General features: G+C 59.8%; 16 protein-coding genes and 2 pseudogenes. 11 read left to right on the top strand and 7 right to left on the bottom strand.

Annotated features, from left to right (window positions below; all coding sequences use genetic code 11):
• Positions 1-27: 27 nt before the first annotated feature.
• Positions 28-1,161: pseudogene (locus ACSAMW_RS03850) on the top strand (FIST signal transduction protein); the annotation flags it as partial.
• Between the two features lie 3 nt (positions 1,162-1,164).
• On the top strand, positions 1,165-2,082 hold the full coding sequence (locus ACSAMW_RS03845; RefSeq protein WP_500593968.1) for a methyl-accepting chemotaxis protein: 918 nt from the start codon (positions 1,165-1,167) through the stop codon (positions 2,080-2,082).
• Between the two features lie 17 nt (positions 2,083-2,099).
• Here ACSAMW_RS03845 and ACSAMW_RS03840 read toward each other — a convergent pair whose 3' ends face one another.
• A complete protein-coding gene (locus ACSAMW_RS03840; protein ID WP_500592747.1) occupies positions 2,100-2,405 on the bottom strand; it encodes a protealysin inhibitor emfourin in 306 nt (101 codons plus the stop codon).
• Positions 2,406-2,435: 30 nt separating this feature from the next.
• Positions 2,436-3,500: a M4 family metallopeptidase gene (locus ACSAMW_RS03835; RefSeq protein WP_500592746.1), complete on the bottom strand. Its 1,065-nt coding sequence runs from the start codon at positions 3,498-3,500 to the stop codon at positions 2,436-2,438.
• 94 nt (positions 3,501-3,594) lie between these two features.
• Here ACSAMW_RS03835 and ACSAMW_RS03830 point away from each other — a divergent pair, with 94 nt between their 5' ends.
• Positions 3,595-4,443 carry a PhzF family phenazine biosynthesis protein gene (locus tag ACSAMW_RS03830; protein WP_500592745.1) on the top strand — a complete coding sequence of 283 codons (849 nt, stop codon included), beginning with the start codon at positions 3,595-3,597 and terminating at the stop codon, positions 4,441-4,443.
• A gap of 115 nt (positions 4,444-4,558) precedes the next feature.
• On the opposite strand, the gene ACSAMW_RS03825 is transcribed toward ACSAMW_RS03830, so the two are convergent.
• Both ACSAMW_RS03825 and ACSAMW_RS03820 read right to left on the bottom strand, forming a co-directional pair.
• On the bottom strand, positions 4,559-7,660 hold the full coding sequence (locus tag ACSAMW_RS03825; protein WP_500592744.1) for a multidrug efflux RND transporter permease subunit: 3,102 nt from the start codon (positions 7,658-7,660) through the stop codon (positions 4,559-4,561).
• Positions 7,657-8,805 carry an efflux RND transporter periplasmic adaptor subunit gene (locus ACSAMW_RS03820; protein ID WP_500592743.1) on the bottom strand — a complete coding sequence of 383 codons (1,149 nt, stop codon included), beginning with the start codon at positions 8,803-8,805 and terminating at the stop codon, positions 7,657-7,659. Before ACSAMW_RS03820 ends, ACSAMW_RS03825 begins: the two co-directional genes overlap by 4 nt.
• Before the next feature lie 462 nt (positions 8,806-9,267).
• Here ACSAMW_RS03820 and ACSAMW_RS03815 point away from each other — a divergent pair, with 462 nt between their 5' ends.
• From ACSAMW_RS03815 to ACSAMW_RS03780, 8 genes and pseudogenes are all read left to right on the top strand, one after another.
• Complete coding sequence (locus ACSAMW_RS03815) at positions 9,268-9,858, top strand: S1 family serine peptidase (protein ID WP_500592742.1); 591 nt, start codon at positions 9,268-9,270, stop codon at positions 9,856-9,858.
• A gap of 450 nt (positions 9,859-10,308) precedes the next feature.
• On the top strand, positions 10,309-10,461 hold the full coding sequence (locus ACSAMW_RS03810) for a hypothetical protein (RefSeq protein WP_500592741.1): 153 nt from the start codon (positions 10,309-10,311) through the stop codon (positions 10,459-10,461).
• A 5-nt stretch (positions 10,462-10,466) separates the two neighbouring features.
• Positions 10,467-14,702 (top strand): RHS repeat-associated core domain-containing protein, encoded by a 4,236-nt coding sequence (locus tag ACSAMW_RS03805; protein ID WP_500592740.1) that lies wholly within the window; start codon positions 10,467-10,469, stop codon positions 14,700-14,702.
• Positions 14,699-15,340: an imm11 family protein gene (locus tag ACSAMW_RS03800; RefSeq protein WP_500592739.1), complete on the top strand. Its 642-nt coding sequence runs from the start codon at positions 14,699-14,701 to the stop codon at positions 15,338-15,340. Before ACSAMW_RS03805 ends, ACSAMW_RS03800 begins: the two co-directional genes overlap by 4 nt.
• Before the next feature lie 62 nt (positions 15,341-15,402).
• A pseudogene (locus ACSAMW_RS03795) lies at positions 15,403-15,770 on the top strand (RHS repeat-associated core domain-containing protein); the annotation flags it as partial.
• Positions 15,771-15,898: 128 nt separating this feature from the next.
• Positions 15,899-16,012 carry an HNH/endonuclease VII fold putative polymorphic toxin gene (locus ACSAMW_RS03790; RefSeq protein ID WP_500592738.1) on the top strand — a complete coding sequence of 38 codons (114 nt, stop codon included), beginning with the start codon at positions 15,899-15,901 and terminating at the stop codon, positions 16,010-16,012.
• Positions 16,009-16,413 (top strand): hypothetical protein, encoded by a 405-nt coding sequence (locus ACSAMW_RS03785; RefSeq protein WP_500592737.1) that lies wholly within the window; start codon positions 16,009-16,011, stop codon positions 16,411-16,413. The genes ACSAMW_RS03790 and ACSAMW_RS03785 overlap by 4 nt, the downstream gene beginning before the upstream one ends.
• A 356-nt stretch (positions 16,414-16,769) precedes the next feature.
• Entirely contained in the window at positions 16,770-17,360 is a 591-nt protein-coding gene (locus ACSAMW_RS03780) for a hypothetical protein (RefSeq protein WP_500592736.1), read from the top strand.
• Between the two features lie 587 nt (positions 17,361-17,947).
• On the opposite strand, the gene ACSAMW_RS03775 is transcribed toward ACSAMW_RS03780, so the two are convergent.
• The 3 genes from ACSAMW_RS03775 to ACSAMW_RS03765 are packed head-to-tail and all read right to left on the bottom strand — an operon-like array spanning position 17,948 to position 22,718.
• Positions 17,948-19,144: an HlyD family type I secretion periplasmic adaptor subunit gene (locus tag ACSAMW_RS03775; RefSeq protein ID WP_500592735.1), complete on the bottom strand. Its 1,197-nt coding sequence runs from the start codon at positions 19,142-19,144 to the stop codon at positions 17,948-17,950.
• On the bottom strand, positions 19,141-21,288 hold the full coding sequence (locus ACSAMW_RS03770) for a type I secretion system permease/ATPase (RefSeq protein ID WP_500592734.1): 2,148 nt from the start codon (positions 21,286-21,288) through the stop codon (positions 19,141-19,143). The genes ACSAMW_RS03775 and ACSAMW_RS03770 overlap by 4 nt, the downstream gene beginning before the upstream one ends.
• Positions 21,285-22,718: a TolC family outer membrane protein gene (locus ACSAMW_RS03765; RefSeq protein WP_500592733.1), complete on the bottom strand. Its 1,434-nt coding sequence runs from the start codon at positions 22,716-22,718 to the stop codon at positions 21,285-21,287. Before ACSAMW_RS03765 ends, ACSAMW_RS03770 begins: the two co-directional genes overlap by 4 nt.
• Between the last annotated feature and the right edge of the window lie 35 nt (positions 22,719-22,753).

The raw sequence follows: 22,753 nt of genomic DNA, 5'->3' as shown, positions 1-22,753 counted from the left end.
AAAGAACATGCGCCATTTTAGGGCGCTATGACCTTTATTGGATCGAGCCAAGCCATGAACCCATTCAATTTTTTTGCCAAGGGACGTGCCCAGGCACATGGCGTGACCAGCCTCACCTGTACCGCCAACGAACTGAGGGGTGCATTAGCGGCCACGCGCATTGCGCCCGTGCTGGTCACGGGCTTTGTCTCACCTCACCTGGACATCGACCACATCGCCGCTCAGGTTCGGGCGCGCTACCCCCAGGCTGCGATCAGCTTGTGTACCACCTCCGGCGAGCTGTGCGGAGGCCCCGGCCAGCTGTACTGCGCCACCGGCGAACGCTGGGACCGGCTGGTGCTGCAACTGTTCGACGCGTCCGTGATTGCGTCGGCTGAAGTGGTGATGGTGCCGCTGGAATGTGAAGACATCCGCAATGGCGGTAAACGGCTGGGCATGCGCGAGCGCATTGCCAAGCTGGTGGCCAACATCAACCGAACCTCGATACGTACCCCGCTCGACCACCGGGACACCCTGGCTTATGTGCTGTTCGACGGGCTGTCGGCGTCCGAATCCTTCTTCATGGAAGCCTTGTACGAGTCTGGCCGCTTTCCCTGCTTGTTCGTGGGTGGCTCTGCCGGGGGCAAAGGGGACTTCAAGCACACCTTCATCCACGATGGCCAGCGCAGCTACCAGAACCACGCCCAGATCGTGTTCCTTAAAACCGCGCCACAGGTGCGTTTTGGCGTGTTCAAAAGCCAGAACTTCCAGCCCGCCGGCCTCACGTTCAGCGTGCTCACCGCCTCGGTAGAAGACCGCACCATCGACCAGGTGATCGACAGCAAAGGCAACATCAAGAGCATGGTGCAAGCGCTGTGCGACGCATTCCAATGCAACCATGCCACCCTTGAGCAGAAGCTGGCCGATTACTCGTTCGCTATCCGGGTGGGGGATGAGCTGTTCGTACGGTCCATTGCCCAGATCGACTATCAACACCAGATCATCAAACTGTTCTGCGATGTGGCGCCTGGCGAAGAATTGGTGATGGTCAAGCGCACGCCCCTGCGTGAGGCCACGCGCACGGATTACGAGCGTTTTCTGCAAGGCAAGGGCGGCCAGCCGGTAGCGGGGCTACTCAACGACTGCATCCTGCGGCGCCTGAACAATGGCAAGGACCTGCCGGGTATGGCGGGTGTGTTTGGAGACGTGCCTTTGGCGGGGTTCTCCACGTTTGGGGAAATTCTAGGCTTGAACCTCAACCAAACCCTGACCGCTATTTTCTTCTTCAAGGGGGGTAAGGGCGCCAGCTTCACGGACGAATACGTGGACAACTTCATTGCCCACTATGGTGAATTCAAAGCGTTCTTCCTGCGTCGGCAGATCAAGAAGCTGAGCGGCCTGAATCATGTGGTGGTCAAGCAGATCATGGCCTTCAAGGCCAACGATTTTGCCAGCGCCCTGGACACCCGCGGGCTGGACGAAGCCATTGTGCCGGTGTTCAGCGGGCTGGATGACCTGGGCCTCGTGCTGGCCCAGGCCAGCGAGCTGCAAGCCTCCATGGCCACACAGATCCGGCATTATTCAGGTGAGCTGCACCGCTCCATGGATGACCTGGCAGGCACCATCGAACAGCAAAGCGCGGTGGCAGGGGACGCGGGCGTTACCGTTGAAAACCTAGCCGCACAAGCCGGTGAGGCAGTGCAGGGCGCCCGGGCCCTGGCAGGGTCCAGCCTGCGCATCCAGTCCATCGTCCAGGTGATTCAACAGATCGCCGGCCAGACCAACTTGCTGGCGCTTAACGCCGCCATTGAGGCCGCCAGGGCAGGGGACATGGGACGGGGGTTTGCGGTGGTGGCGGACGAAGTGCGCAAGCTGGCGGGCATCACCCGCAAGAACGCCGCCGAGATCGGGGTGGACATCGATCAACTGTCCGAGGAAATACAACGGGTGGCCCAGCAGATCGAGGACCAGTCCAGCGCGGTGGATACCTTGAGAAGCATGCTCGACACCCTCGAAGGCTCGAACCGAGCCACCGAAGGCACCGCGCAGCGTACCAAGAGCATCGCCGATACCCTCAACGGGCTGGCCCAGGCCCAGGCCTGACCGCGCGGGGTAGCGGGTTACTCGCCCACGTGCCGCCGCACGCACTGCACCAGCCCCTGTAGCGGCCCGGCTTGGACCGGGGCGGGCAGGCACACGGTGTGCTCGCGCTCACCCTCGCTGACCGTGAGGGTGTAATGCTGGGCACCCCGTGGGCTGCTGGCGGGCTCGCGGCTTTGGGGCAGGGCAAAGAACCGCGAAGCCTCTACCAGTTGCCGCAGTTCCTGCTGGTCTGCCGCAGGCAGCGCCTCCACCTCCACGGTGCGGGGCTTGTTCAGGCCGGGGAAAAATGCCATTCCGCCGGTTTCGCGGTACGAGATACGCATGGCTGGTGCTCCAGGAAAGTCAGGGTTGAATCATACGTCGATCCCTACCGCCGCCCAGCCTTCTTTCACCGCTTGCTGAGGGCCTTTGCCCTTGTCGGTGCCGTACAAACGGCCTGCCACCTCGAAGCTGATACGGGCAAAGCGCAGGAAGCCGGTGTTGGGGCGCAGGCGCGGGTCGCGCAGCGTGTCATACCAGATGCGCCCGGCCTTTTCCCAGGCATTTCCGCCAATACGGGTAGCCACCTGATAGAAGGCATGGTTGGGAATGCCCGAGTTGATGTGCACGCCGCCGTTGTCATCGAAGGTGTGCACGAAGTCGTCCATATGGGCCGGCTGTGGGTCCTTGCCCAGTACCTTGTCATCGAAGGCCGTGCCTGGGGCTTTCATGGAGCGCAAGGCCACGCCTTTGACCTTTTTGGTAAACAGCCCTTCGCCAATCAGCCAGCTGGCGTCTTCGGCGGATTGCTTGAGGGCGTACTGCTTGATCAGTGAGCCGAATACATCGGACAGGCTTTCGTTCAGCGCACCGGACTGGTTGAAGTACATCAGCTTGGCTTCGTCTTCGGTGACCCCATGGGCCAGTTCGTGGCCGATCACGTCCAGGGCAATGGTAAAGCGGTTGAAGAGGGTGCCGTCGCCATCGCCGAACACCATCTGTGCCGAGTTCCAGAAGGCGTTGTTATAGGCCTGGCCAAAGTGCACGGTGGCGTCCAGGGCCAGGCCGGCGTCGTCGATGGAATTGCGATCGAACACCTCAGAGAAGAAGTTGAAGGTAGCGCCCAGGCCGTCGTAGGCCTCGTCCACGGCCACGTCTCCACTGGCCGGTTGGCCTTCGCCACGCACCAGGGTGCCGGGCAGGGTTTCACTGCCGTTGGCGGTGTAGATGGACCGGCGTAGGCCCACCAACGTGGTGGCGGGCTGAGCGCGTGGGCGGGTGGGCTGGGCCGCCATGCGCAGGGAGCGGAAGGTGGTGTCCTTGGCGCGGGTGCGCAGGGCGGCCTCGCGTTGCTCCTTACTGCCGTGGCGAGCGATCTGGTCCAGCAGGTAGGGAGGGATCAGGCACATCAGGGCGTGGCGCGGGAAGTGCTGGCACATGCAAAGCATCCGTATGAGAAGGAGTCATAAACCAGTCTAGACCAACTCTTCTGGGCTAACATGGAAGCCCTGGCCATTACTCACAGGTGCCCTTATGACGGTTCGTTCACGCCCCTTCAAACAGGTGGACGTCTTCACCGCCCAGCCGCTGCTGGGTAACCCGCTGGCCGTGGTGGTGGAGGCCGACGGGCTGAGCGATGCTCAGATGCAGGCCTTTGCGCGCTGGACAAACCTGAGTGAAACCACCTTTGTAGTGCCACCCACCGTGCCCGGTGCGGATTACCGGGTGCGCATCTTTACCGCCGTACGGGAATTACCCTTTGCCGGGCACCCTACATTGGGCACCTGCCATGCGTGGCTGGAGGCTGGTGGGCAACCGGTAGGCGACCACATTGTTCAAGAGTGCGGCGTTGGTTTGGTCAAGGTGCGCCGGCAGGGCAGCCAACTGGCCTTTCTGTGCCCGCCGTTAGTGCGTACAGGCCCGCCTAGCACGGCGGAGCTTGAACAGGCCTGCCGTGGGTTAGGGCTGCGTACCGACGAGGTGGTTGCCGCCCAATGGGTCGACAACGGGCCCGGCTGGCTGGCCTTGCGGTTGCGAGACCGCCAGACAGTGCTGGGTTTGAAGCCCGATTACAGCGCTCTTGAAGGTTTGGTGCTCGGGGTCATTGGCCCATGGGACCCGGAAGTCGATGGTGCGGAGGCTCAATTCGAAGTGCGAGCGTTTATCCCCGGCGAAGGCATGCCTGAAGACCCTGTAACCGGCAGCCTGAATGCCGGTATTGCGCAGTGGTTCTACCGGGAAGGGCTGGCGCATGAGCAGTACATCGTCAGCCAAGGCACGGTATTAGGCTGCGCCGGCCGGGTGCATGTGCAGCGCTGCGTTGAAGGTATCTGGCTGGGCGGCGAGGTCACCACCTGCATCAATGGCCACGTGAACCTGTAACCCCATTTCCCTGGACTGCCCCCAGGAAGTTAGACGCCCTATCCAACCTTTGCAGTGCAGTCCATTCGCTTCTTGGGGGCAGTCCACACCTGTGGGACCGGGCTTGCCCGGGAACTTACGAAGCTTTCAGGCTCACACTGCCTTTGCTATTACCTTTTCTACGGAACACCCGCTCCAGTTGCAGGTAAACAATCGGGGTCGTGAACAGGGTCAGAACCTGGCTCAATAACAGCCCGCCCACCACGGCAATACCCAATGGCTGGCGCAACTCAGCCCCCGCCCCATAGCCCAGCATTAATGGCACAGCGCCGAGCAGTGCGGCGAGGGTGGTCATCACGATGGGGCGCAACCGTACCAGGCACGCCTGATGGATGGCCTCGCGGGGAGACAGTCCTTCGTTGCGCTGCGCATTGAGGGCAAAATCGATCAGCAGGATACCGTTCTTCTTCACGATCCCGATCAGCAGCACCAGCCCGATCAACGCCATGATCGAGAAGCTTTGCCCGGTGGCCCAGAGCAGCATGAGCGCGCCCAACCCTGCAGACGGCAATGTGGAAATGATGGTCAGTGGGTGCACCAGGCTCTCGTACAGCACACCCAGGATGATATACACCGCCACCAGCGCTGCCAGAATGAGCCAAGGCTGGCTGGCCAGGGAGCTTTGGAACGCCTGGGCAGCCCCCTGGAACGTGCCCGTGATGCTGGTGGGCATGGCCAGGTCCCGCTGGATGTTCTCCAACTGGGCCACAGCATCCCCAAGCGCTACGCCCCGGGCCAGGTTAAAGGACAGGTTGGCGGCAGGGAACATGCCGTCATGGGCAATGGAAATCGGCCCGCTGCGGGCCGTTCCCACGTGGGCCAGTGCGGCCAGCGGAATCATCTCGTCGGTCAACGGCGAGCGCAGGTAGAAGTAGTTCAGGCTGTCAGCCTGGCCGCGCTGGGCAGCGTCCAGCTCCAGTATCACCTTGTACTGGTTGGTCTGGGTCTGGAATTCGCTCACTTGGCGCTGGCCAAAGGCGTCGTACAAGGCCTGGTCCACATCGCTGGCGCTGAGGCCGAAGCGCGCGGCGGCGGCCCGGTCGATCTCGATGGGGGTCGTGCTTCCCCCCAACTGCAGGTCGTTGGACACGTCGCGGAAGCTGCCATTCTTGCGCAAGGCGTCGGTCAAACGTTGGGCCCAAAGGGTTAGGGCATCGCCATCGTTGCTTTTGAGCACGTACTGGTACTGGGCACGGCTGGGGCCGGAGCTAAGGTTGATGTCCTGCCCAGCCCGGAGGTACATCACAATCCCAGGCACCTGGGCCAGTTTCGGCCGCAGCCGATCGATGAAACCGCTCACGTCCACGTCACGGTCTTGCCGTGGCTTGAGGGAAATCCAGAAACGCCCGCTGGCCACCGTCTGGTTACTGCCCGAGGCGCCCACGAAGTGGGAGAAGGTGCGAACGGCCGGGTCGGCCGCCACAATCCTGGCCAGGGCCAGGTGTTTCTGCACCATGGCCGCATAGGACGTGTCTGCCGCCGCCTCGGTGGTCCCCCCCACAAAGCCGGTGTCCTGCACCGGGAAGAAGCCTTTGGGAATGAACACATAACCGGCCACGGCCAGCCCCAGCGACACCATGAACACGCCCAGCATAAGGCGCTGGTGGTTCAGCGCCCGGGTAAGCAAGCGGTCATACGCCGCCACCATGCGGTCCGACAAGGTGGCCTTGGCGTGGGGCTTGTGCTCCGGGGCGTTCATGTACAGCGCCGCCAACGTCGGCGCCAGGGTCAGCGAGACCAGTACCGACAGCAGAATAGTGGACGTCGCGGTAAGGGCGAATTCCTTGAACAACCGGCCCACCACACCCCCCATGAACAGCAGCGGGATAAACGCGGCGATCAACGAGAAGCTGATGGACACCACCGTAAAGCCGATTTCGCCGCTGCCACGGATAGCCGCCTCTCGCCGCCCGAGGCCCTGTTCCAGGTAACGGTGGATGTTTTCCACCACCACAATGGCATCGTCTACCACAAACCCCACCGCAATCACGATGGCCACCAGGGTGAGGTTGTTCAGGCTGAACCCTAGGAGGTACATCCACCCGAAGCTGGCGATCAGCGACACGCCTAGCACAGCGCACACGATCAGGGTGGCGGACAGCTGGCGTAGGAACAGCGCCATCACCGCGATGACCAGCAGCACGGCAATGGCCAGCGTCAGTTCCACCTCATGCAGGGAGGCCCGAATGGTTTCAGTACGATCGTTGAGTACTTTTACGTCGATAGAGGCGGGCAGCAAGGCCTCCAGCGCCGGCAGGGCCGCCTGCACGCGGTCGACTGTGTCCACGATGTTGGCACCGGGCTGGCGCGTGATCGCCAGGTTCACACCCGGCTGGTCTTCGGACCATGCCTGCACGTAGTCATTTTCAGCGCCCGACACGACCGTGGCCACATCCCGCATGTGTACCGGGGCGCCTTGGCGATAGGCGACAATCAGGTCTCCGTAGTCTTCGGGGGTAAATAACTGGTCGTTGGCAGCCAGGGTAGAAATGCGGTTCTGCCCGTAAAGCGCACCTTTGGCCAGGTTCAGGCTGCTGGCCTGGATGGTGGCGCGCAGGTCGCCCAGGGTAATGCCCACAGCCGCCAGGCGGTCTGCCTGGGCCTGTACGCGAATGGCCGGGCGTTGCTGGCCGCTGATGTTCACCACGCCCACGCCTTCGATCTGGCTCAGTTGCCGTGCCAGCAAGGTTTCTACCTTGTCGCTCAGCTCAGGGGTGCTCAGCAGCGACGAGCTGATCCCCAGGATCAGCACCGGGCTGTCCGCTGGGTTCACTTTTCGCCAGGTGGGCAGGTTGGGCAGGTCTTGGGGCAGTCGCCCTGCAGCGGTATTGATGGCGGCCTGTACTTCTTGGGCTGCTGCATCGATGTTCTTGGTCAGGCTGAACATCAACGTCAGGTTCGTTGACCCCAGAGCGCTGGTGGAAGTCATCTGGCTCAGGCCAGGAATGGCGCTGAACTGGACTTCCAGCGGCGTGGCCACGGAAGACGCCATGGTCTCCGGGCTGGCACCCGGCAGTTGGGCGATCACCTGAATGGTGGGAAAATCAGCTTCCGGCAGCGGTGCCACAGGCAGGCGAGGGAAGGCGATCAGGCCCAGCAGTACCAGTGCAAAGGTCAACAGAAAGGTGGCAATGGGGTGGTCGATGCACCATGCGGAGGGGGAGCGTATACCGTTCATGGCGCGATGCCTGCGGCCGGTTTGGGTTGCAGCACTTCAACCTGAGTGCCGGGCCTTAGCCGGGATTGCCCATCGCTGACCAGCGTATCTCCCTCGGCCACACCGGTAATCACCGATAGGGCTGCCGTTTCATAAACCACGGCCACCGGCACGCTTTCCACCGCCGTGCCCTGCAACCGGTACACGTAGGTTCCGTCCAGGCTGCGCTGTACCACACCGTTAGGCACCACCAGCGCCCCACGCTGCACCTGTGTCTGCAACCGCACGTTCACCAATTGGCCAGGCCACAGGGCCTGGTCGGGGTTAGGAAACTGGGCTTTGGCCTTGACCGTGCCGGTAGTGCTGGACACCTGGTTGTCGATCAAGCTGAGCTGCCCTTGACCCAGTGCCGCCCCACCCTGGAGATCACCCCCGGCATAGGCAGTCACCGGCGCTTGCTCTGGCGCTTTCAGCAAGCTGTGAAGGACCGGCAGTTCGGCCTGGGGCAGGGCGAATTCCACAGTGATAGGGTCCAGCCGGGTGACCGTAAACAAGCCGGTGGCATCGCTGACCCTAAGCAGGTTGCCTTCGTCCACCGCGCGAATGCCCACACGCCCGGCCAAGGGCGAGTGAATCTGGGTATAGGACAACTGCACGCGGGCGGCGGCCACGGCGGCTTCATCCCCGAGCTGTGTAGCTTGCAATTGGTCATACAGTGCCTGCTGCTGGTCCAGCTGCTGGCGGGTGATGCTGCGGTCGTCAGCCAGGTTGATGTAGCGCTTGAGGTCTGAAGCTGCCGCTTTCAACCGTGCTCGCGTCTGCCCCGCCATGGCCAGGGCCTGGTCCAGGCTGGCCCGCACGGCGCGGTCATCAATGCTGGCCAGCAACTGCCCCTTCTCCACGAACTGGCCTTCCTTGACCCACACATGGGTGAGGATGCCGTCTACCTGGGCACGCAGGGTCACGCTTTGCACCGGCGCAACGGTGCCGATGGCGGACAACAGCTCAGGCACATCCTGGCGCTCAACACGTATCACCTTGACCGGGACCCGGCTGGGCATGATCTGGATGGGGGCGGATGGCTGACGGTTACTGAACCACCACGCCAGGCACGCGACCAGCACCAATACAAGGCAGGCAATGAACAACCGAACGGGTTTTTGCATGAGCGGACACAGGCAGGAAAAAAGACCCCCGCGCAGGGGCGGGCTACGGATGTGCCAGCATGCCGGTTAACGCGTGGGTTTGTCAGCTAACAGCGTGCAATTAAGGTGAAACATGTTCCATGGGGAAAATCCACGTGTAAGCCATGGCTTACGACCGTTTGGCGGATTTCTATTAAATCTCAACCATCCATAGTTTTATTGGATCCTCTATTAGACTTATAGATAGGGTTTAAACCGCTCTGCAATGGGGTTTTCAGAGATTTATAAAGCGTGCTAAATAAATAGGCGGATCGATAATTGGCGGGCAAACATTTGCTGCGCATGGATCCAGATGACCGGCACTGGTGTAGGTAATGGCTTACTGACATATTCGCGGCCATCACTCCTATATAGCCACTCGCCACTATGTTTCCCTTCAAATCTCTTCTCCTTGCCTGCGTACTGCTCAGCGGTTGCAACGGCATGCCTACCGCCTTCCTGCAGGACCCTGTCTACAACCAAGCCTTTGTGGTGCATTCAGGTGGGCCTATCCCACTGCTGCTCATGGGCACTGCCGTGCAGTGGAACGATGAGTACGCCGTGACCGTCAAACACGTGCCTTACCTGGCCGGCGCAGTGCATCAAGGGCAGGGTGATGTGCAGTTCTTCCGGCACAGAGCCGATCACGCGCCCGCCTGGCGCCAGTACACACCTGGGGAAACTCTTACAGCCGTGGGCTATAACTCGCTGTATGTGCCTATCAAGGGTGAAGGCCAGGCGCTGCCAGCCATGGTGCGCCTGAGCGCCACCGACAATGTGATGTACGGCACCACCAATGCCCCTACAGGCAAAGGTATGTCCGGCGGCCCGGTGTTTGCAGCCGATGGCGACGCGGTGGGTATCAATGTGGCTTACCTCACCCAGGGTGACCTGCAGGCCTTGAACCGCCCAGACCTAGCCAACCAGCCTCGCGTGAGCATCTTTATGCCGTATAGCGAGATTCGGCGGGAGTGGACGCGCTTCCAGAACCAGCAGTTGCTGGAAGGGCGGGGGGCGCAGTTGGCGCGTAATTGAGGTAGGCCTTAGGCAGGTGGTGAACGGGCATTCAGGCCGTTACGCTTTCCCTCGCTACGCAACCAATTGTAAAAAAATCTTGCGCACCCACGAGGTGTGGGAAATATCGTCACCCGGCTATGCACCCTGATGAGCACTGGCTTTCAGGGTTTACCCTGGATCCAGTACTGCCATTGTGGCGCGTTTGTAAGCCATTCTTCGAAAAACACCTGGGTTGACAGCCCGTCGTTCAAGCGTGTTTCCTTCCCCGCCTTCACGCCCTTTTCAAGAAGGCATCTGTTCCCTCGTCCAGTTATGCCGCTTCGTTTGAGGCATTTGGGGGCAGGTGTTTAGTGTGCGGCTGCCCAGTTGGCTGGAGCCAACTGAGCCTCACACAGAGGTGACCCTCATCGATAGCCTGCTGGCCTGCCCGGCCTTTGGCTGATGTTCGATACAAGGAGTTTCTTTTACATGGAATACGCACAGCAGGGCGGCCGAATCAGGCTGTCACAACGTTTCAAAACCCTATCCTTCGGCCTGTTCGTTCCCGGTTTGAACGGCAGTCGGCTGGCCAGCTTCCAGCGCCGCTTGCTCGTCTCTTCCGCCACCCCCGAACAGGAGTAACGCCCATGTTCGAGGCAGCACGGCTTGGCGACCAGATCGCCCACTCCGGCGCAATGGGCGGCTTTGTGCTGGGCGCCGTCTTTGGTATAGGGCTGGTAGCCGCAGTATCGGTAGCGGTCACCGTTCTCAGTTGCGGGTTTGCGGCAGGGCTCCTGGCCGGGCTGGCTGCTGGGGTAGAGAGCAGTTTGCTGACCTACGCCGGCGAAGCCTTTGGCAGCGGCTTTCTCTCTCCCTCCGGCACCCTAATCACCGGCTCACCCAACGTGTTCATCAACGGCCGCAAGGCCGCCCACGTGGACCAGAGCATCGGTGCCTGCGAGAAGCACCCCGGCCCGATCAAGGTGGCCGAAGGCTCCACCAACGTCTTTATCAATGGCCTGCCTGCGGCACGCAAGGGCGACAAGCTCGCCTGCGGCGCCGTCATCAACACCGGCTCGGGCAACGTCTTTATCGGCGGTGGGCAGTACCGCTACCTGCCGGTCAGCGACGAGGTGCCTTCCTGGCTGCGCGATACTGTCGGCGTGCTGATGGCCATCGCCGGCGCCGCGGGCGGTATTGCCCAGTTACTGAAGATGGGCACCCAGGCGGGCATGAAAGCCATGCTGCCGTGCGCCCTCAAGTTCACCGCAGGCTTTATCGGCGGCGAGGTGGCCAGCCGCTACGTGGCCGAGCCCGTGATCCGCCGCGCCGTGGGGGGCCTGATTGGCCACCCCGTCGACACCACCACCGGGCGCAAGCTGATCCCCGACGAAGTGGACTTCAGCCTGCCAGGCTTCATGCCCCTGGAATGGACCCGCTTCTATGCCAGCAACCTGGACGTGAACAGCGTGCTGGGCAAAGGCTGGATATTGCCGTGGGAGCAGACCCTGCGCCGTTATGGCGAGTTCGTGTACCTCACCGACAACCAGGGCCGCACGGTGCCGTTCATGGACATCGCCCCCGGCCAGCGTATCTACAACCCCCACGAGCAGGTGTACCTGGTGTGCACCCAGGGCGGCCACTACCTGCTGCAGACCCTGGACAACGTGTTCTTCTACTTCGGCGAAGTGCCCGCCAACAACACCCGCGTACCCCTGGACCGCATCGAAAACGCCCTGGGCCATTTCCTGCATTTCACCCGCACCCCGGACGGCACGCTGACCGACATCTGCAGCACCGGCGGCCTGCGCGTGCACCTGCACTACGACGAATTCAACGGGCGGCTGAGCACGGTCAAGCGCATCGTCAACAACCAGGCGGTGGAAACCCTGGTGCGCTACCGCTACGACAGCCAGGGCCAACTGGCCGAGGTGATCAACCGCAACGGCGATTCGGTGCGCCAGTTCAGCTACACCGATGGCCTGATGACCCGCCAAAGCAACGCCCTGGGCCTGGCCTGCGAGTACCGCTGGGACACCCTGGGCGACCAGCCCCGCGTGGTGGAACACCGCACCAGCGATGGCGAGCATTTCCAGTTTCGTTACGACCTGGAAAAACGCACCACCTGGGTCACCGACGTGCTGGGCCGCGAACTGCAGGTGCAGTACAACCGCGAGCACCGGGTGATCGCCAGCCAGGACTACAACGGCGACCGCTACGCCATCGACTTGGACGACAGCGGCAACATGACCGGCCTGGCCTTGCCAGATGGCAACCGGCTCAGCTTCGTGTACGACGAGTTCGCCCGCCTGGTCAGCGAAACCGACCCCCTGGGCCGCACCACCCGCTACCGCTACCACCACCTCACCACGCTGGTGACCCAGGTGGACTACCCCGACGGCAGTACCGTCAAGGCCCACTACGACGCCCTGGGCAACCTGCTGGACGAGACCGACGCCCTGGGGCAGATGACCGAGTACCTCAACGGCGACGACGGCGTACCGCACACCATCATCGACCCCACCCTCAAGCGCAAATACCTGTGGTGGAACACCCTGGCCCAAGTGGAACGCTTCCAGGACTGCTCGGGCAAGAGCACCTATTACCGCTACGACGACCGCCACCATTTGGTCGCCATCACCGATGCCCTGGGACAGACCACCACCCTTGAGCGCAAGCCCGAGGGCGAGGTACTGAGCCTGCAGCACCCGGACGGCAGCAGTGAATCCTTTACCTACAATGCCTTGGGCCAGGTACTGACCCACACCGACGGCAAGGGCCAGACCACGCGCCTGCAGCGCAACAGCCGCGGCCTGCCCACCCGCCGCCAGGACGCCAGCGGCCATACCGTCAGCTATGCCTACGACAAGGTCCAGCGGCTGATAGGCCTGAGCAACGAGAACAACGCCACCTACCGCTTTGCCTACGACGCAGCCGACCGCCTGATCGAGGAACAGCGCATCGACCAGCTCACGCGGCGCTTTGCCTACGACGCAGGCGGCCACCTGACCCAGGTGGAAGAGATCGGCTTTGGGGAACGGGGCGAACGGCCGGAAAGGGTAACCACCTTCGAGCGCGACACCATTGGCCGCTTGTTGGCCAAGGTGAACGAGGACGGGCGACAGACGTACGACTACGACAAAGGCGACCGGCTGCTTTCGATACACCGCGAGTCCACCTACACGGGCAGAAAACGGGGTATTGGTAACGAAACAATCGAGTTCGCCTACGACATACTCGGTCGCCTGGTCAGCGAAACGACCGGGCAGGGCACGCTTACCTACGAGTACGACCCCCTCGACAACCTCACCACGCTCACCTTGCCCACCGGCCAGCACCTGAACCACCTGTACTACGGCAGCGGCCACCTGCACCAGTTGAACCTCGACGGTCAGGTCATCAGCGACCTGGAGCGCGACGACCTGCACCGGGAAATCCACCGCACCCAGGGCCGGCTCACCAGCTGTTTCGGCTACGACGCCAGAGGCCGCAAAGCCTGGCAGTACGCCACAACCCTGCCCAGCGAAAAGCTGTCGAAAATCCACACCCCGGCGGTGCAGCCTTTTCTTTACGTAGAACACGCCTACAACCCCATCCACCGGCGCTACCACTACGACCCGGCCGGTGAACTCAGCCGCACCGTGGACAAACTGCGCGGGGAGATCAGCTACACCTACGAAGCCAACGGCCGACTGCACAGCAGCGGCACTGGCCAATTAATCGACAGCGAAGAATTCCGCTACGACCCGGCCGCCAACCGCCTGAACTTCAACACCCGCCAGTTCGACCATGTACGCGACAACCGCCTCAGCACCTGGCGCGACCAGACGTATACCTACGACCCCTGGGGCAACCTGATTGAGAAAACCAGCGGCCACAGCCATCTGCAGATGCTCGCCTACGACTGTGAGAACCGGCTCGTTGAAGTACAGACCTATGTGCAAGGCAAACTGGAAAGTACCGGCACCTACCGCTACGACAGCCTTGGTCGCCGGATAGCTAAAAGTGTCGAAAAGGACGGCCACGCCGAACACAAACACTTCCTCTGGCAAGGCCTGAGGCTACTGCGTGAGGAGGGGCCAGGGCACAGCAGGCTGTACCTGTACGAGCCGGACAGCTATGCACCGCTGGCCCGTGTCGACACGGCCGAAGGTGATACCGAAAACCGGGTGTACTACTTCCACACCGACCAGATCGGCACCCCGCTGGAAATGACCGACGCCGAAGGGCAGATCGTATGGCAGGCCAAGTACCGAGCCTGGGGTGCTATCGACGCCATGGTCGTGAACGAGGTGGAACAGAACCTGCGCTTCCAGGGCCAGTACTTCGACGACGAGACGGGGCTGCACTACAATACGTTCCGGTACTACGATCCGGAGGTGGGGCGGTTTACCACGCAGGACCCGATTGGGTTGTTGGGTGGGGAGAACCTGTACCAGTATGCGCCGAGCCCGGTGGGGTGGGTGGATCCGCTGGGGTGGTGTTCCGATAAGCTTGGTAGAAATATGGGCGCCAAAACGGGTGATGGAATGGCAAACCATCACCTCATTCCCGAGCAAATCATGAAAAATCCGCAATATGCAAAAATGTTTACAAAACTGCGATCTATGGGGTTTGATGGAGATGGTGCATCCAATGGGATTTTCCTACCAGGCAATAAAAATGCGACTAAGGTTATAAACTTGCCGGGTCATTGGTCAGCTCATAGTCAGTATAGTGGGGTAATTGATTCGAAGATTTCGAATCTAAATAATCTCTACAATCTTGGTAAAATTTCTGATACGCAACTAGTTCTTGGTATTGGAAAGATTCAAAATCTTGCTAGAGAAGGGCTTGTAAATAATAAATTTTCTGTAGATCCAGTTACCGGACTTCTGCTATGACCGACATAGAAAAAAAATATTACGTGGTGTCATCCTACTCAGGTAGCAATGGACACCAGGAAAATCTAATAGGTCTTTTCAACCAGGATGAATTCGAATGGGGCCCGTTTGAACCCGACCCTTCAGCGATTGAAATTAAAAAAGAGTACGTGCTTAAAATCTCGGATCCTGAATTTAATATAAATTCTTTAGACTTTGATTTTTGCCAAAGCGGGCCTATATGTGTCTCACGGAAATTTTTAGATATTTGTGAGAAGGTAGGCATTAAATATAGAGCCATTCCGCTAATTGTCCAAGCAGGCGACATGGTTAGGAAAGGTGACTTTTTTATATTTTTGGTAGGAGAACATTTTTCTGCAATCGATAAGTCTTCATCAATATACGAGATTTCTAAAAGTATAGATACAGGAGAAGAAATCGAAAATCAGATTTATCTCGGCTCAGTCAACATAGATAGAATTGATTTTTTAGTGGTTTCAAATGAAATAGATAGTCATTTATTCAGATGCGAAGAAACGTTGGAGGTTTTTTGTAGCCTCGAATTTAAACTAGCAGCGGAAAATTTAAAAGGGATTTGTTTTTCTGAAATCGACAAAAGCTATAAATACGATCCTTGGGAAAGTTTTGATTCGCTTTAGCCCCTATCAAGATAAGTTTTGTGAATGCTGATAGGCGGTGAGTCGGGGACTGCAAGCTAGACAGCTATGCGCCGCTGGCCCGTGTCGGCACGCCGAAGGGCATACCGAAAACCAGGTGTACTACTTCCACACCGACCAGATCGGCACCCCGCTGGAAATGACCGACGCCGAACGGCAGATCGTGTGGCAGGCCAAGTACCGAGCCTGGGGCGCTATCGAGGCCATGGTCGTAAACGAGGTGGAACAGAACCTGCGCTTCTAGGGGCAGTACTTCGACGACGAGACGGGGCTGCACTACAATACGATCCGGTACTACGACCCAGAGGTAGGGCGGTTTACCACCCAGGACCCGATTGGGTTGTTGGGCGGGGAGAATTTGTATCAGTATGCGCCGAGTCCGGTGGGGTGGATGGATCCGCTGGGGTTGTCGACTTGTGGGCCTAACAAAAAAACAAGTTATGAGGCCGTGAGTAGAAGAGACGCTTTTAGACAGGCGAAGCGTGATGCTGGGGCAAAACAATTATTATTCAAGAGCATAGTGCTGGTCACTCCAAAGCTGTGCCTTTAAGAGGGGCAGATCCGCATTTCAATGTAAGGCCAATTGATAAACCTATGACAGGTAATGTTAGAGATGCTCATGGCCACTATAACTTTAACTGGGGGTTAAAATGAATTTACTTGATATTGTTTTTAATAAAGAATTCCTAGTCAAGCTTTTTCCACAAGGTCTGGATGAAGTGCTAATGGTTGGCCTGGTTGCGTTTGATCCTTTTGGTAATACCACTGTTGCTCTGCATACTAGGCAGCAGCCTGCATTGGAAGTGAAAAAATGGGGCAAGTGGGGTGAAGACTATAATACTATAGTTATAATACTTTCTAGTTCGAGAATAAAAGATTTTTCAGTAAGAAATATTTCTGGCACATTGTATTCAAAAGTTGAGCTTTTGGAAGTGGAAGGTGGTTTTAGTTTTACACAACAATCAGATGGTTGGAGTTTTTATATGGCTTTTGAGCATATAAGTTTTGATAGCTGTAGGGTTTGTATAGATGGAGATGATGACATTTGTGAGTGACTGGATTTTTCGAATAATTTAGAGAGAATAGCTGTGGAAGAAAAGGGATTGAAAGGCATAAGATTTATAAAAATCGAAGAAGTAAATTATGACGCAAGATTGGATTTTTAATATAATTTCTTACTCTATCCATCTGCAGCTTGTAATAGAAATCTGCAACTGGAATGTAAGCTGCGCTAATGTAATTTATTGGGGTAGGGTGGCAGGCACTGGCAACCTTCTAGTACGACGAGTTCCCAACTCGTTCTAGTGATAGAAGCGATCCGAGATTGGGCAGAGTCAGGCTGAATGATAAAGCTTTAGAGAACGAAAAATTAAGCGGTGGACTATTGTAGGTTAAAATGAATCAGTTTTATATGATCGATAGCTCAGGTGATGGTGACAGCTTTCCGTTATTTTTTGACGCAGAATGGGTTCCGGATCTTCCCGAAATAGATTGGGTCTCAAAGACTCCTTCATTGAAAGACTTTTATAGCTCATATAACATAAGAGCTTATCTTGATAGATTGAGTGTTGATGTAATTTTTGAACAGTTTTTAGCATCAAGCGATTTTGTAAGCTTATGCAATGATTTGGGCTGTGGTATTTTTACTATTCCGGTGACTGTGGAGCTCAACGGGCAAGAACGCCCAGAAAAGAGCTATAGTTTTTTTCTGGCTACTAAAAGACTGTCAATTCTAGATCGGAAATTTTCGAGATATGAGTTGATGCATAGTGGGCTATTGCGATCCGATTCGGAAATAAAAGATGACGTCCCTGTATATGATCGAATAGATTTTTTCTCCATACGCCCTGGAGTAGATCAGCATCTTTTTTTCTGTGAAGAAACAAAGCAAATGGCATGTACAGACGTGTTTCGTTCCGAATTTGAGAAAAGGAAAATGACAGGCCTCGAATTTACTTTGATTGACGAAGAATATAAATATGCACCTTGGGACGATTTTTAGCGAATTAGTCTCAAGAGCGACGGCCTGCATCGGGAAGTACGCGGCATCTGGGGCGGGCCCTCCAGCTGATTTCGTTGCGCTGCAAAGAGCGTAAGGCCTCGCAATGCGCCACACCTCGGAGATTTGACCTGCTCGCTACGGGGAGCATGCCTACAACCCCTTCCACCGCCGCTACCACCGCGACCCGGCCGGCGAACTCAGTCGCACCATGAACAAACTGCGTGGCGGGATGAGCTACACCTACGAACTCAGGGGCAACCTGATCGACAAAACCAGCGGCCACAGCCGGCTACAGACGATGACGATGGCCTACGAAGGTGAGAACTGCTTAACTGAAGTGCAGACGTATGTGCAAGGCAAACTGGAAAGTATCAGGAGGAACCAAGGTACAGCAGGCTGTACCTGTACGAGCCAGACAGCTATGCACCATTGGCCCATGTCGACACGGCCGAAGGTGATACCGAAAACCGGCTGTACTACTTCCGCACCGAATAGATCGGCACCCCACTGGAAATGACCGACGTCGAAGAGCGTTAGTGTCGGCCATACTCGGCCGAACACCTTCCCGCCATTCATCTCAAACAACCCTAACGTTCCCGCAACGCTTCCCCCGCCTTGTTCAACGGTTTCAACAAATACGCCATCACCGTTTTCGCCCCGGTGCGAATGTCCACGGTCGCGATCATCCCTGGCACGATGGGAAAGCTCGTCCCGGCCTTGTTCCGCAACGCATCCGAAGCCGTGCGGATATACACCCGGTAATAGAACACTTCCGGTTTGGCTTCATCCTGGATCGTGTCGGGGGAAATGTTGACCACAGTGCCGTCCAGGCTGCCGTAGATGGCGTAGTCATAGGCCGTGATCTTTACCTTGGCGGCCTGGCCGGGGTGGATAAAGGCGATGTCCCGTGGGGCGATGCGGGTTTCGATCAGGAGGCGGTCGTCCATGGGGACGATCTGCATCAGTTGCCCATTGGGTGGCACCACACCGCCCAGCGTCGTAACTTCAATGTCCTTGACCACGCCTCGAACGGGGGAGCGCAGGGTAAGCCGTGACAGTGAGTCAGCGCGGCCACGGATCACCTGGGCCGTGCTGTCGGCTTCGGCACTGGCCTTGGCCAGTTCTTCCCGTGCCCGCACCACGTACTCGGAACGGGCTTCGGCGGCCTTGAGTTCCAGTTCCGAGCGTTGGCGGTTGAGGCGAATCACCTCTACCTTGCTGGAGGCGCCAATGCGCGCCAGGTTTTCGGTGATCTCCAGTTCGCTGCGCACCAGCGCCAGGGAGGCGTTGATGCCTTTCAAGGTAGCCTCAAGCCCACGGCGTCGGCTGTTATAGAGCTGGGTTTCACTGCGGATCAGCTCGGGTGAGCTTTCCAGTGCGGGGGGAAAACTCAAGGGCTGGTCACTGGCTTCGGCTCGCAACCGCGCAACACTGGCAGTAGCCGCTCGAAAGCGGGCCTCGCTTTCACCCACCGTGGATTCGGTTTTGGTCGGGTCCAACTGGGCCAGCACAGCCCCTTGCTGGACCACATCGCCTTCGGCCACGTTAAGGGAGGCCAGAATGCCCCCCTCCAAAGACTGGATCAACTGCTCACGTGAGCTGGGTACCACCTTGCCGGTCCCGTTGGACACTTCCACCACTTCGAAGGTGGCCGCCCAGGCAATGAAGGCAGCCAGTGCCAGGGCCGTCAGCCACACCACGCGGCTGGCCCGTACCACCTGCGTATCATCGGCCCCGTCCAGGTAGGAGGGCGTGTCGGTCACACTATGGGGTAGGTGCTTCATGCCTGTGGCCCTCCGGGCTGGCGCAACCGGGCCAGAGCGGCATCCCGGGCGTCGTCGATCACGATGCGGCCGTTGTCCACTACGATTACCCGTTCCACCAGTTGCAGCACGCTCACACGGTGGGTGGCCACGATCAGCGTGCGGCCTCGGCTCCACTTGCCCAGGTCATCCAGCAACAGCCGCTCGGTCACGTCGTCCAGCGCGGCCGTAGGTTCGTCCAGTAGCAGTACCTGCGGCTGGCGTATCAGCAGGCGGGCCAGCAGCAGGCTTTGGCGCTGCCCGCCGGAGAGGCCAAGGCCGCCTTCGTGCAGCAGGTGGTCCAGGCCTTTGGGCAGTTGCCGCACGAAGTCCAACGCGCCCGTGGCGGCCAGGGCGGCGATCAGTTCCTGATCACTAGCCAGGCCCGCACCCAGGGTCAGGTTGTCCCGTAAGGTGCCGTGGAACAGCCGGGCCTGTTGCAACAGCAGGCCGACGTCCCGGCGCAGGTCCGCCGGGTCGATATGGTTCAGCGCAATGCCATCCAGGGTGACCTTGCCGGTGGCCAGGTCCATGCTGCCGGCCAAGGCTTGCAGCAGAGTGGACTTGCCCGCGCCATTGCGGCCCAGCACCGCGATGCGCTCGCCGGGGCGAATGCGCAGGTTGGCGACGGTCAGGGCAGGCGGGGCTTCCTGGCTGTAGCGGAAGGTGGCTTGTTCCAGCACATAGTCGCCCCGGATGGTGGGCAGGTGCACGCGGCTGCTGCCGTCGGGGTGGTCCAGGGGCAGGCGCATCAGTTTGTCCAGCCCCTGCAGCGCCACCTTGGCCTGCTGCCAGCGGGTGAGCACGCTGGTGAGCTGGGCCATGGGCGCCATCATGCGCGAGGCCAGCATGGACAGGGCCACCAAGCTGCCGGTGGTAAGGTCGCCACCGATCACCAGGGGGGCGCCCACCACAATCACTACCGCATAGACCGCGTTTTGCACGTTCTGGGTCCAGGTCACCAGGGTATTGGTGAGGGTGCGCAGTTGCAGGCTGCTCTGGGCAGAGGCGGCGTTGTAGCGGTTCCACTGTTGCTGGAAGCGTTGCTCGGCTTGCAGGCCCTTCAGGTCGTCCAGGCCTTGGATGCTTTCGACCAGCATGGCGTTGCGCAAGGAGGACTCGCGCAGGTTGGCATTGGCCAGCCGGGCCAGGCGGCGCTGGCAAAGCACGCCGGGAATCACCATGGCCAGCAGCGCAAACAGGGGAATGGCCACCAGCGCCCCGCCGATCAGGTAGAACACCACCGCGAACAAAAAGAAGAAGGGCACGTCCGCCAGGGCTGTGGCGGTGCTGGAGGTAATGAGGTCGCGGATCTGCTCCAGCTCGCGCAGTTGTGAAATGAACGAGCCCGTAGACCGAGGCCGAACCGAGTTACGCAGGCGCAGGGCATGGCCGTACACCAGGTCCGAGACGCGCAGGTCCGCGCGCTTGCCCAAAAGGTCCGTGATGCGCAGGCGCATCAGCCGCATCAGAAAGTCGAAGGTCATGGCCAACAGTACCCCGCCAAACAGCACGTACAGGGTAGGCAGCGACTCGGCGGGCACCACGCGGTCGTACACCTGCATGGAAAACAGCACCCCGGCCATGCCTAAAACGTTGGCCACCAGCGAGGCCAGCATCACATGGCCATAGGGCCGCAGGTCCCGCAACACGATGCGCCGGAACCAATGTTCGTCGTAAGGGGCGATGTAGTCGTCGGTACGGGCATCGGCCAAGGGCCGGGCAGGGCGCAGTACCAGGATGCGCCGCACCTGGCCGGTCAGGTCTGCCAGCGGCAGGCGGCTTTGCAGGCCTTGGTCACCACTGAATACGATCCCCAGCTCACCTTCGGCCCCCAGGCCTTGGGCCACGCCCACCTGGCCGTCGTTGAGTTCGATCACCAGGGGCAAGCGCCAGCGGCTGAGCACCCTGGCGTCGGCCCCGCTGAATTTCGCTGTAAGGCCCGCCTGCCGGGCCATGTGCCGTACCACCTGTTCGACCGGCTCGTTCCCGGGGGTGGCGGCCAGGCGGATGCTTTCGGGTGAAACGTCCAGCCGGTAATGCCGCGCCACCGCCAGAACAGCCTCCCTCCAGGGGGTGAAATCAGGCGTGGCTGTTGGGGCAGGCACGTGAGTGGTTTGAGTCATGGCAGCACCTCCACGCCCTGCAGGTTACGGCCCTCAAGGGCAAACACCCGGCGCAGGGCGCCGCTGTTGTACAGGCAGTCGATGTTCAGCCGCTGCAGGTCCGCTTGGGTATTGGTGAGGTCGAAGCTGGCTTGGTGGATTTCCTGCTCGGCGTTGAGCAGGTCCAGTAATGGCCGTGTGCCCAACTCTAGGTACTGGTGGCCGTACAGCTCGCGCGCCTCGGTGATGTTGCCCTGGCGCCGGTGCAGGGCTTCTAGCCGGTTGTTCAGGCCTAGGGTTTGCACCCGCGCTTCGGCCAGCCCCTGCCGCGCCTGAAGCCGGGCGGCATCCTCGGCAGCGTCCGCCGCCGTGAGAGCATAGCCAGCGGCACGGCTGCGGGCGCTGGTGGCACCACCCTGGTAGATGGGCACCTCCACGTTCAGGTAGAGGCCGGCCTGGGTGCGGTCCAGGTAGGGGTTGTTTTCGTTGTAGCTGTTGTCCAGGTAGTGGTTAACCGAGGGTTCCAGGGAAATGGTCGGGAAGGCTTGTGCCCGGGCCTGGGCGAGTTCTGCCTGGGCCTGATCGCGCTGGGCAAAGGCCGACAGCACTGCGGGCAAGGCATCGCTGCCGGTGTCGCTGGCCTGGCAGGCCTGGCGCAGCTCGGGGGGCGCTTGGTCCGTACCCTCTGGGGTGGTCGCACGGCCCAGCAGGTTGGCCAGGGTTGCCTGCCAGCGGGCATAGGCGGCGCGGTATTCCTGCAAGGTGGCCCTGCCACCGTCTACGCGGGACTCAGCCTGCACCACGTCCGACCGGGTACTGGCGCCCATGTCGCTGCGCTGCTGGGCCAGGTCCACGATCTTGCTCAGCCCTTGCAACTGGGCCTCGGCAATGGCCATCAGGGCCCGGTAACGCTGGCTTTCGATGTAGGCAAAGGCCGTGTCACGGGCCACTTGGTCGATGGTCAGCAGCAGCTGTGCCTGGGCCTGGGCGGCTTTGGCCTTCGCAGCGCTCACGGCATGGTCCACCTTGCCGAAGTCGTACAGCATCTGTTTGAGCGACAGGCTGAGGGACTGGCTGCCACGCTCACCGTTGTAGCCGCTGTCCACCCCCGCCTTGAGGCCACCGCTGACTTGCGGGTAATAGCCCGCTTCAGCGGCGTTGATGCCTTCCCCTTGCTGGTACAGCACGCCCACCGCCTGAGCAATGCTGGGGTGCCATTCCACGGCCTGGCGTATGGCCTCCCCCAAGGTGAACCCTTGCTCGGGGAGCGCGGCACGCAAAGTCGGTGCGGCACGGCGCGGGGCCTGTGCCTGAGTACTGGGGTGAGGGCTGGCCCGCAGCCACTGCGGGTCAATGTGTTCTGGCGCCCCTTGCGCCACCAAGTGAATCCCGAATAGGGCCAATGCCAGGGCGGCCCGCCCGCTTACCGTTGTCTCGAACCCTCGAATCACCGCTATCCCTTACTGTGGTTGCGCACTGGCGCCGC

The sequence above is a fragment of the Pseudomonas sp. AB39(2026) genome, from assembly GCF_059831485.1.
The sequence above is the reverse complement of the archived record's forward strand: the minus strand, read 5'-3'. Positions and strand labels throughout refer to the sequence as shown.

Bases quoted from the DNA above. Each gene is read 5' to 3' on its own strand.
- ACSAMW_RS03845 (WP_500593968.1), top strand. From the start codon at position 1,165: ATGGCGGGTGTGTTTGGAGACGTGCCTTTGGCGGGGTTCTCCACGTTT.
- ACSAMW_RS03840 (WP_500592747.1), bottom strand. From the start codon at position 2,405: ATGCGTATCTCGTACCGCGAAACCGGCGGAATGGCATTTTTCCCCGGC.
- ACSAMW_RS03835 (WP_500592746.1), bottom strand. From the start codon at position 3,500: ATGTGCCAGCACTTCCCGCGCCACGCCCTGATGTGCCTGATCCCTCCC.
- ACSAMW_RS03830 (WP_500592745.1), top strand. From the start codon at position 3,595: ATGACGGTTCGTTCACGCCCCTTCAAACAGGTGGACGTCTTCACCGCC.
- ACSAMW_RS03825 (WP_500592744.1), bottom strand. From the start codon at position 7,660: ATGAACGGTATACGCTCCCCCTCCGCATGGTGCATCGACCACCCCATT.
- ACSAMW_RS03820 (WP_500592743.1), bottom strand. From the start codon at position 8,805: ATGCAAAAACCCGTTCGGTTGTTCATTGCCTGCCTTGTATTGGTGCTG.
- ACSAMW_RS03815 (WP_500592742.1), top strand. From the start codon at position 9,268: ATGCCTACCGCCTTCCTGCAGGACCCTGTCTACAACCAAGCCTTTGTG.
- ACSAMW_RS03810 (WP_500592741.1), top strand. From the start codon at position 10,309: ATGGAATACGCACAGCAGGGCGGCCGAATCAGGCTGTCACAACGTTTC.
- ACSAMW_RS03805 (WP_500592740.1), top strand. From the start codon at position 10,467: ATGTTCGAGGCAGCACGGCTTGGCGACCAGATCGCCCACTCCGGCGCA.
- ACSAMW_RS03800 (WP_500592739.1), top strand. From the start codon at position 14,699: ATGACCGACATAGAAAAAAAATATTACGTGGTGTCATCCTACTCAGGT.
- ACSAMW_RS03785 (WP_500592737.1), top strand. From the start codon at position 16,009: ATGAATTTACTTGATATTGTTTTTAATAAAGAATTCCTAGTCAAGCTT.
- ACSAMW_RS03780 (WP_500592736.1), top strand. From the start codon at position 16,770: ATGATCGATAGCTCAGGTGATGGTGACAGCTTTCCGTTATTTTTTGAC.
- ACSAMW_RS03775 (WP_500592735.1), bottom strand. From the start codon at position 19,144: ATGAAGCACCTACCCCATAGTGTGACCGACACGCCCTCCTACCTGGAC.
- ACSAMW_RS03770 (WP_500592734.1), bottom strand. From the start codon at position 21,288: ATGACTCAAACCACTCACGTGCCTGCCCCAACAGCCACGCCTGATTTC.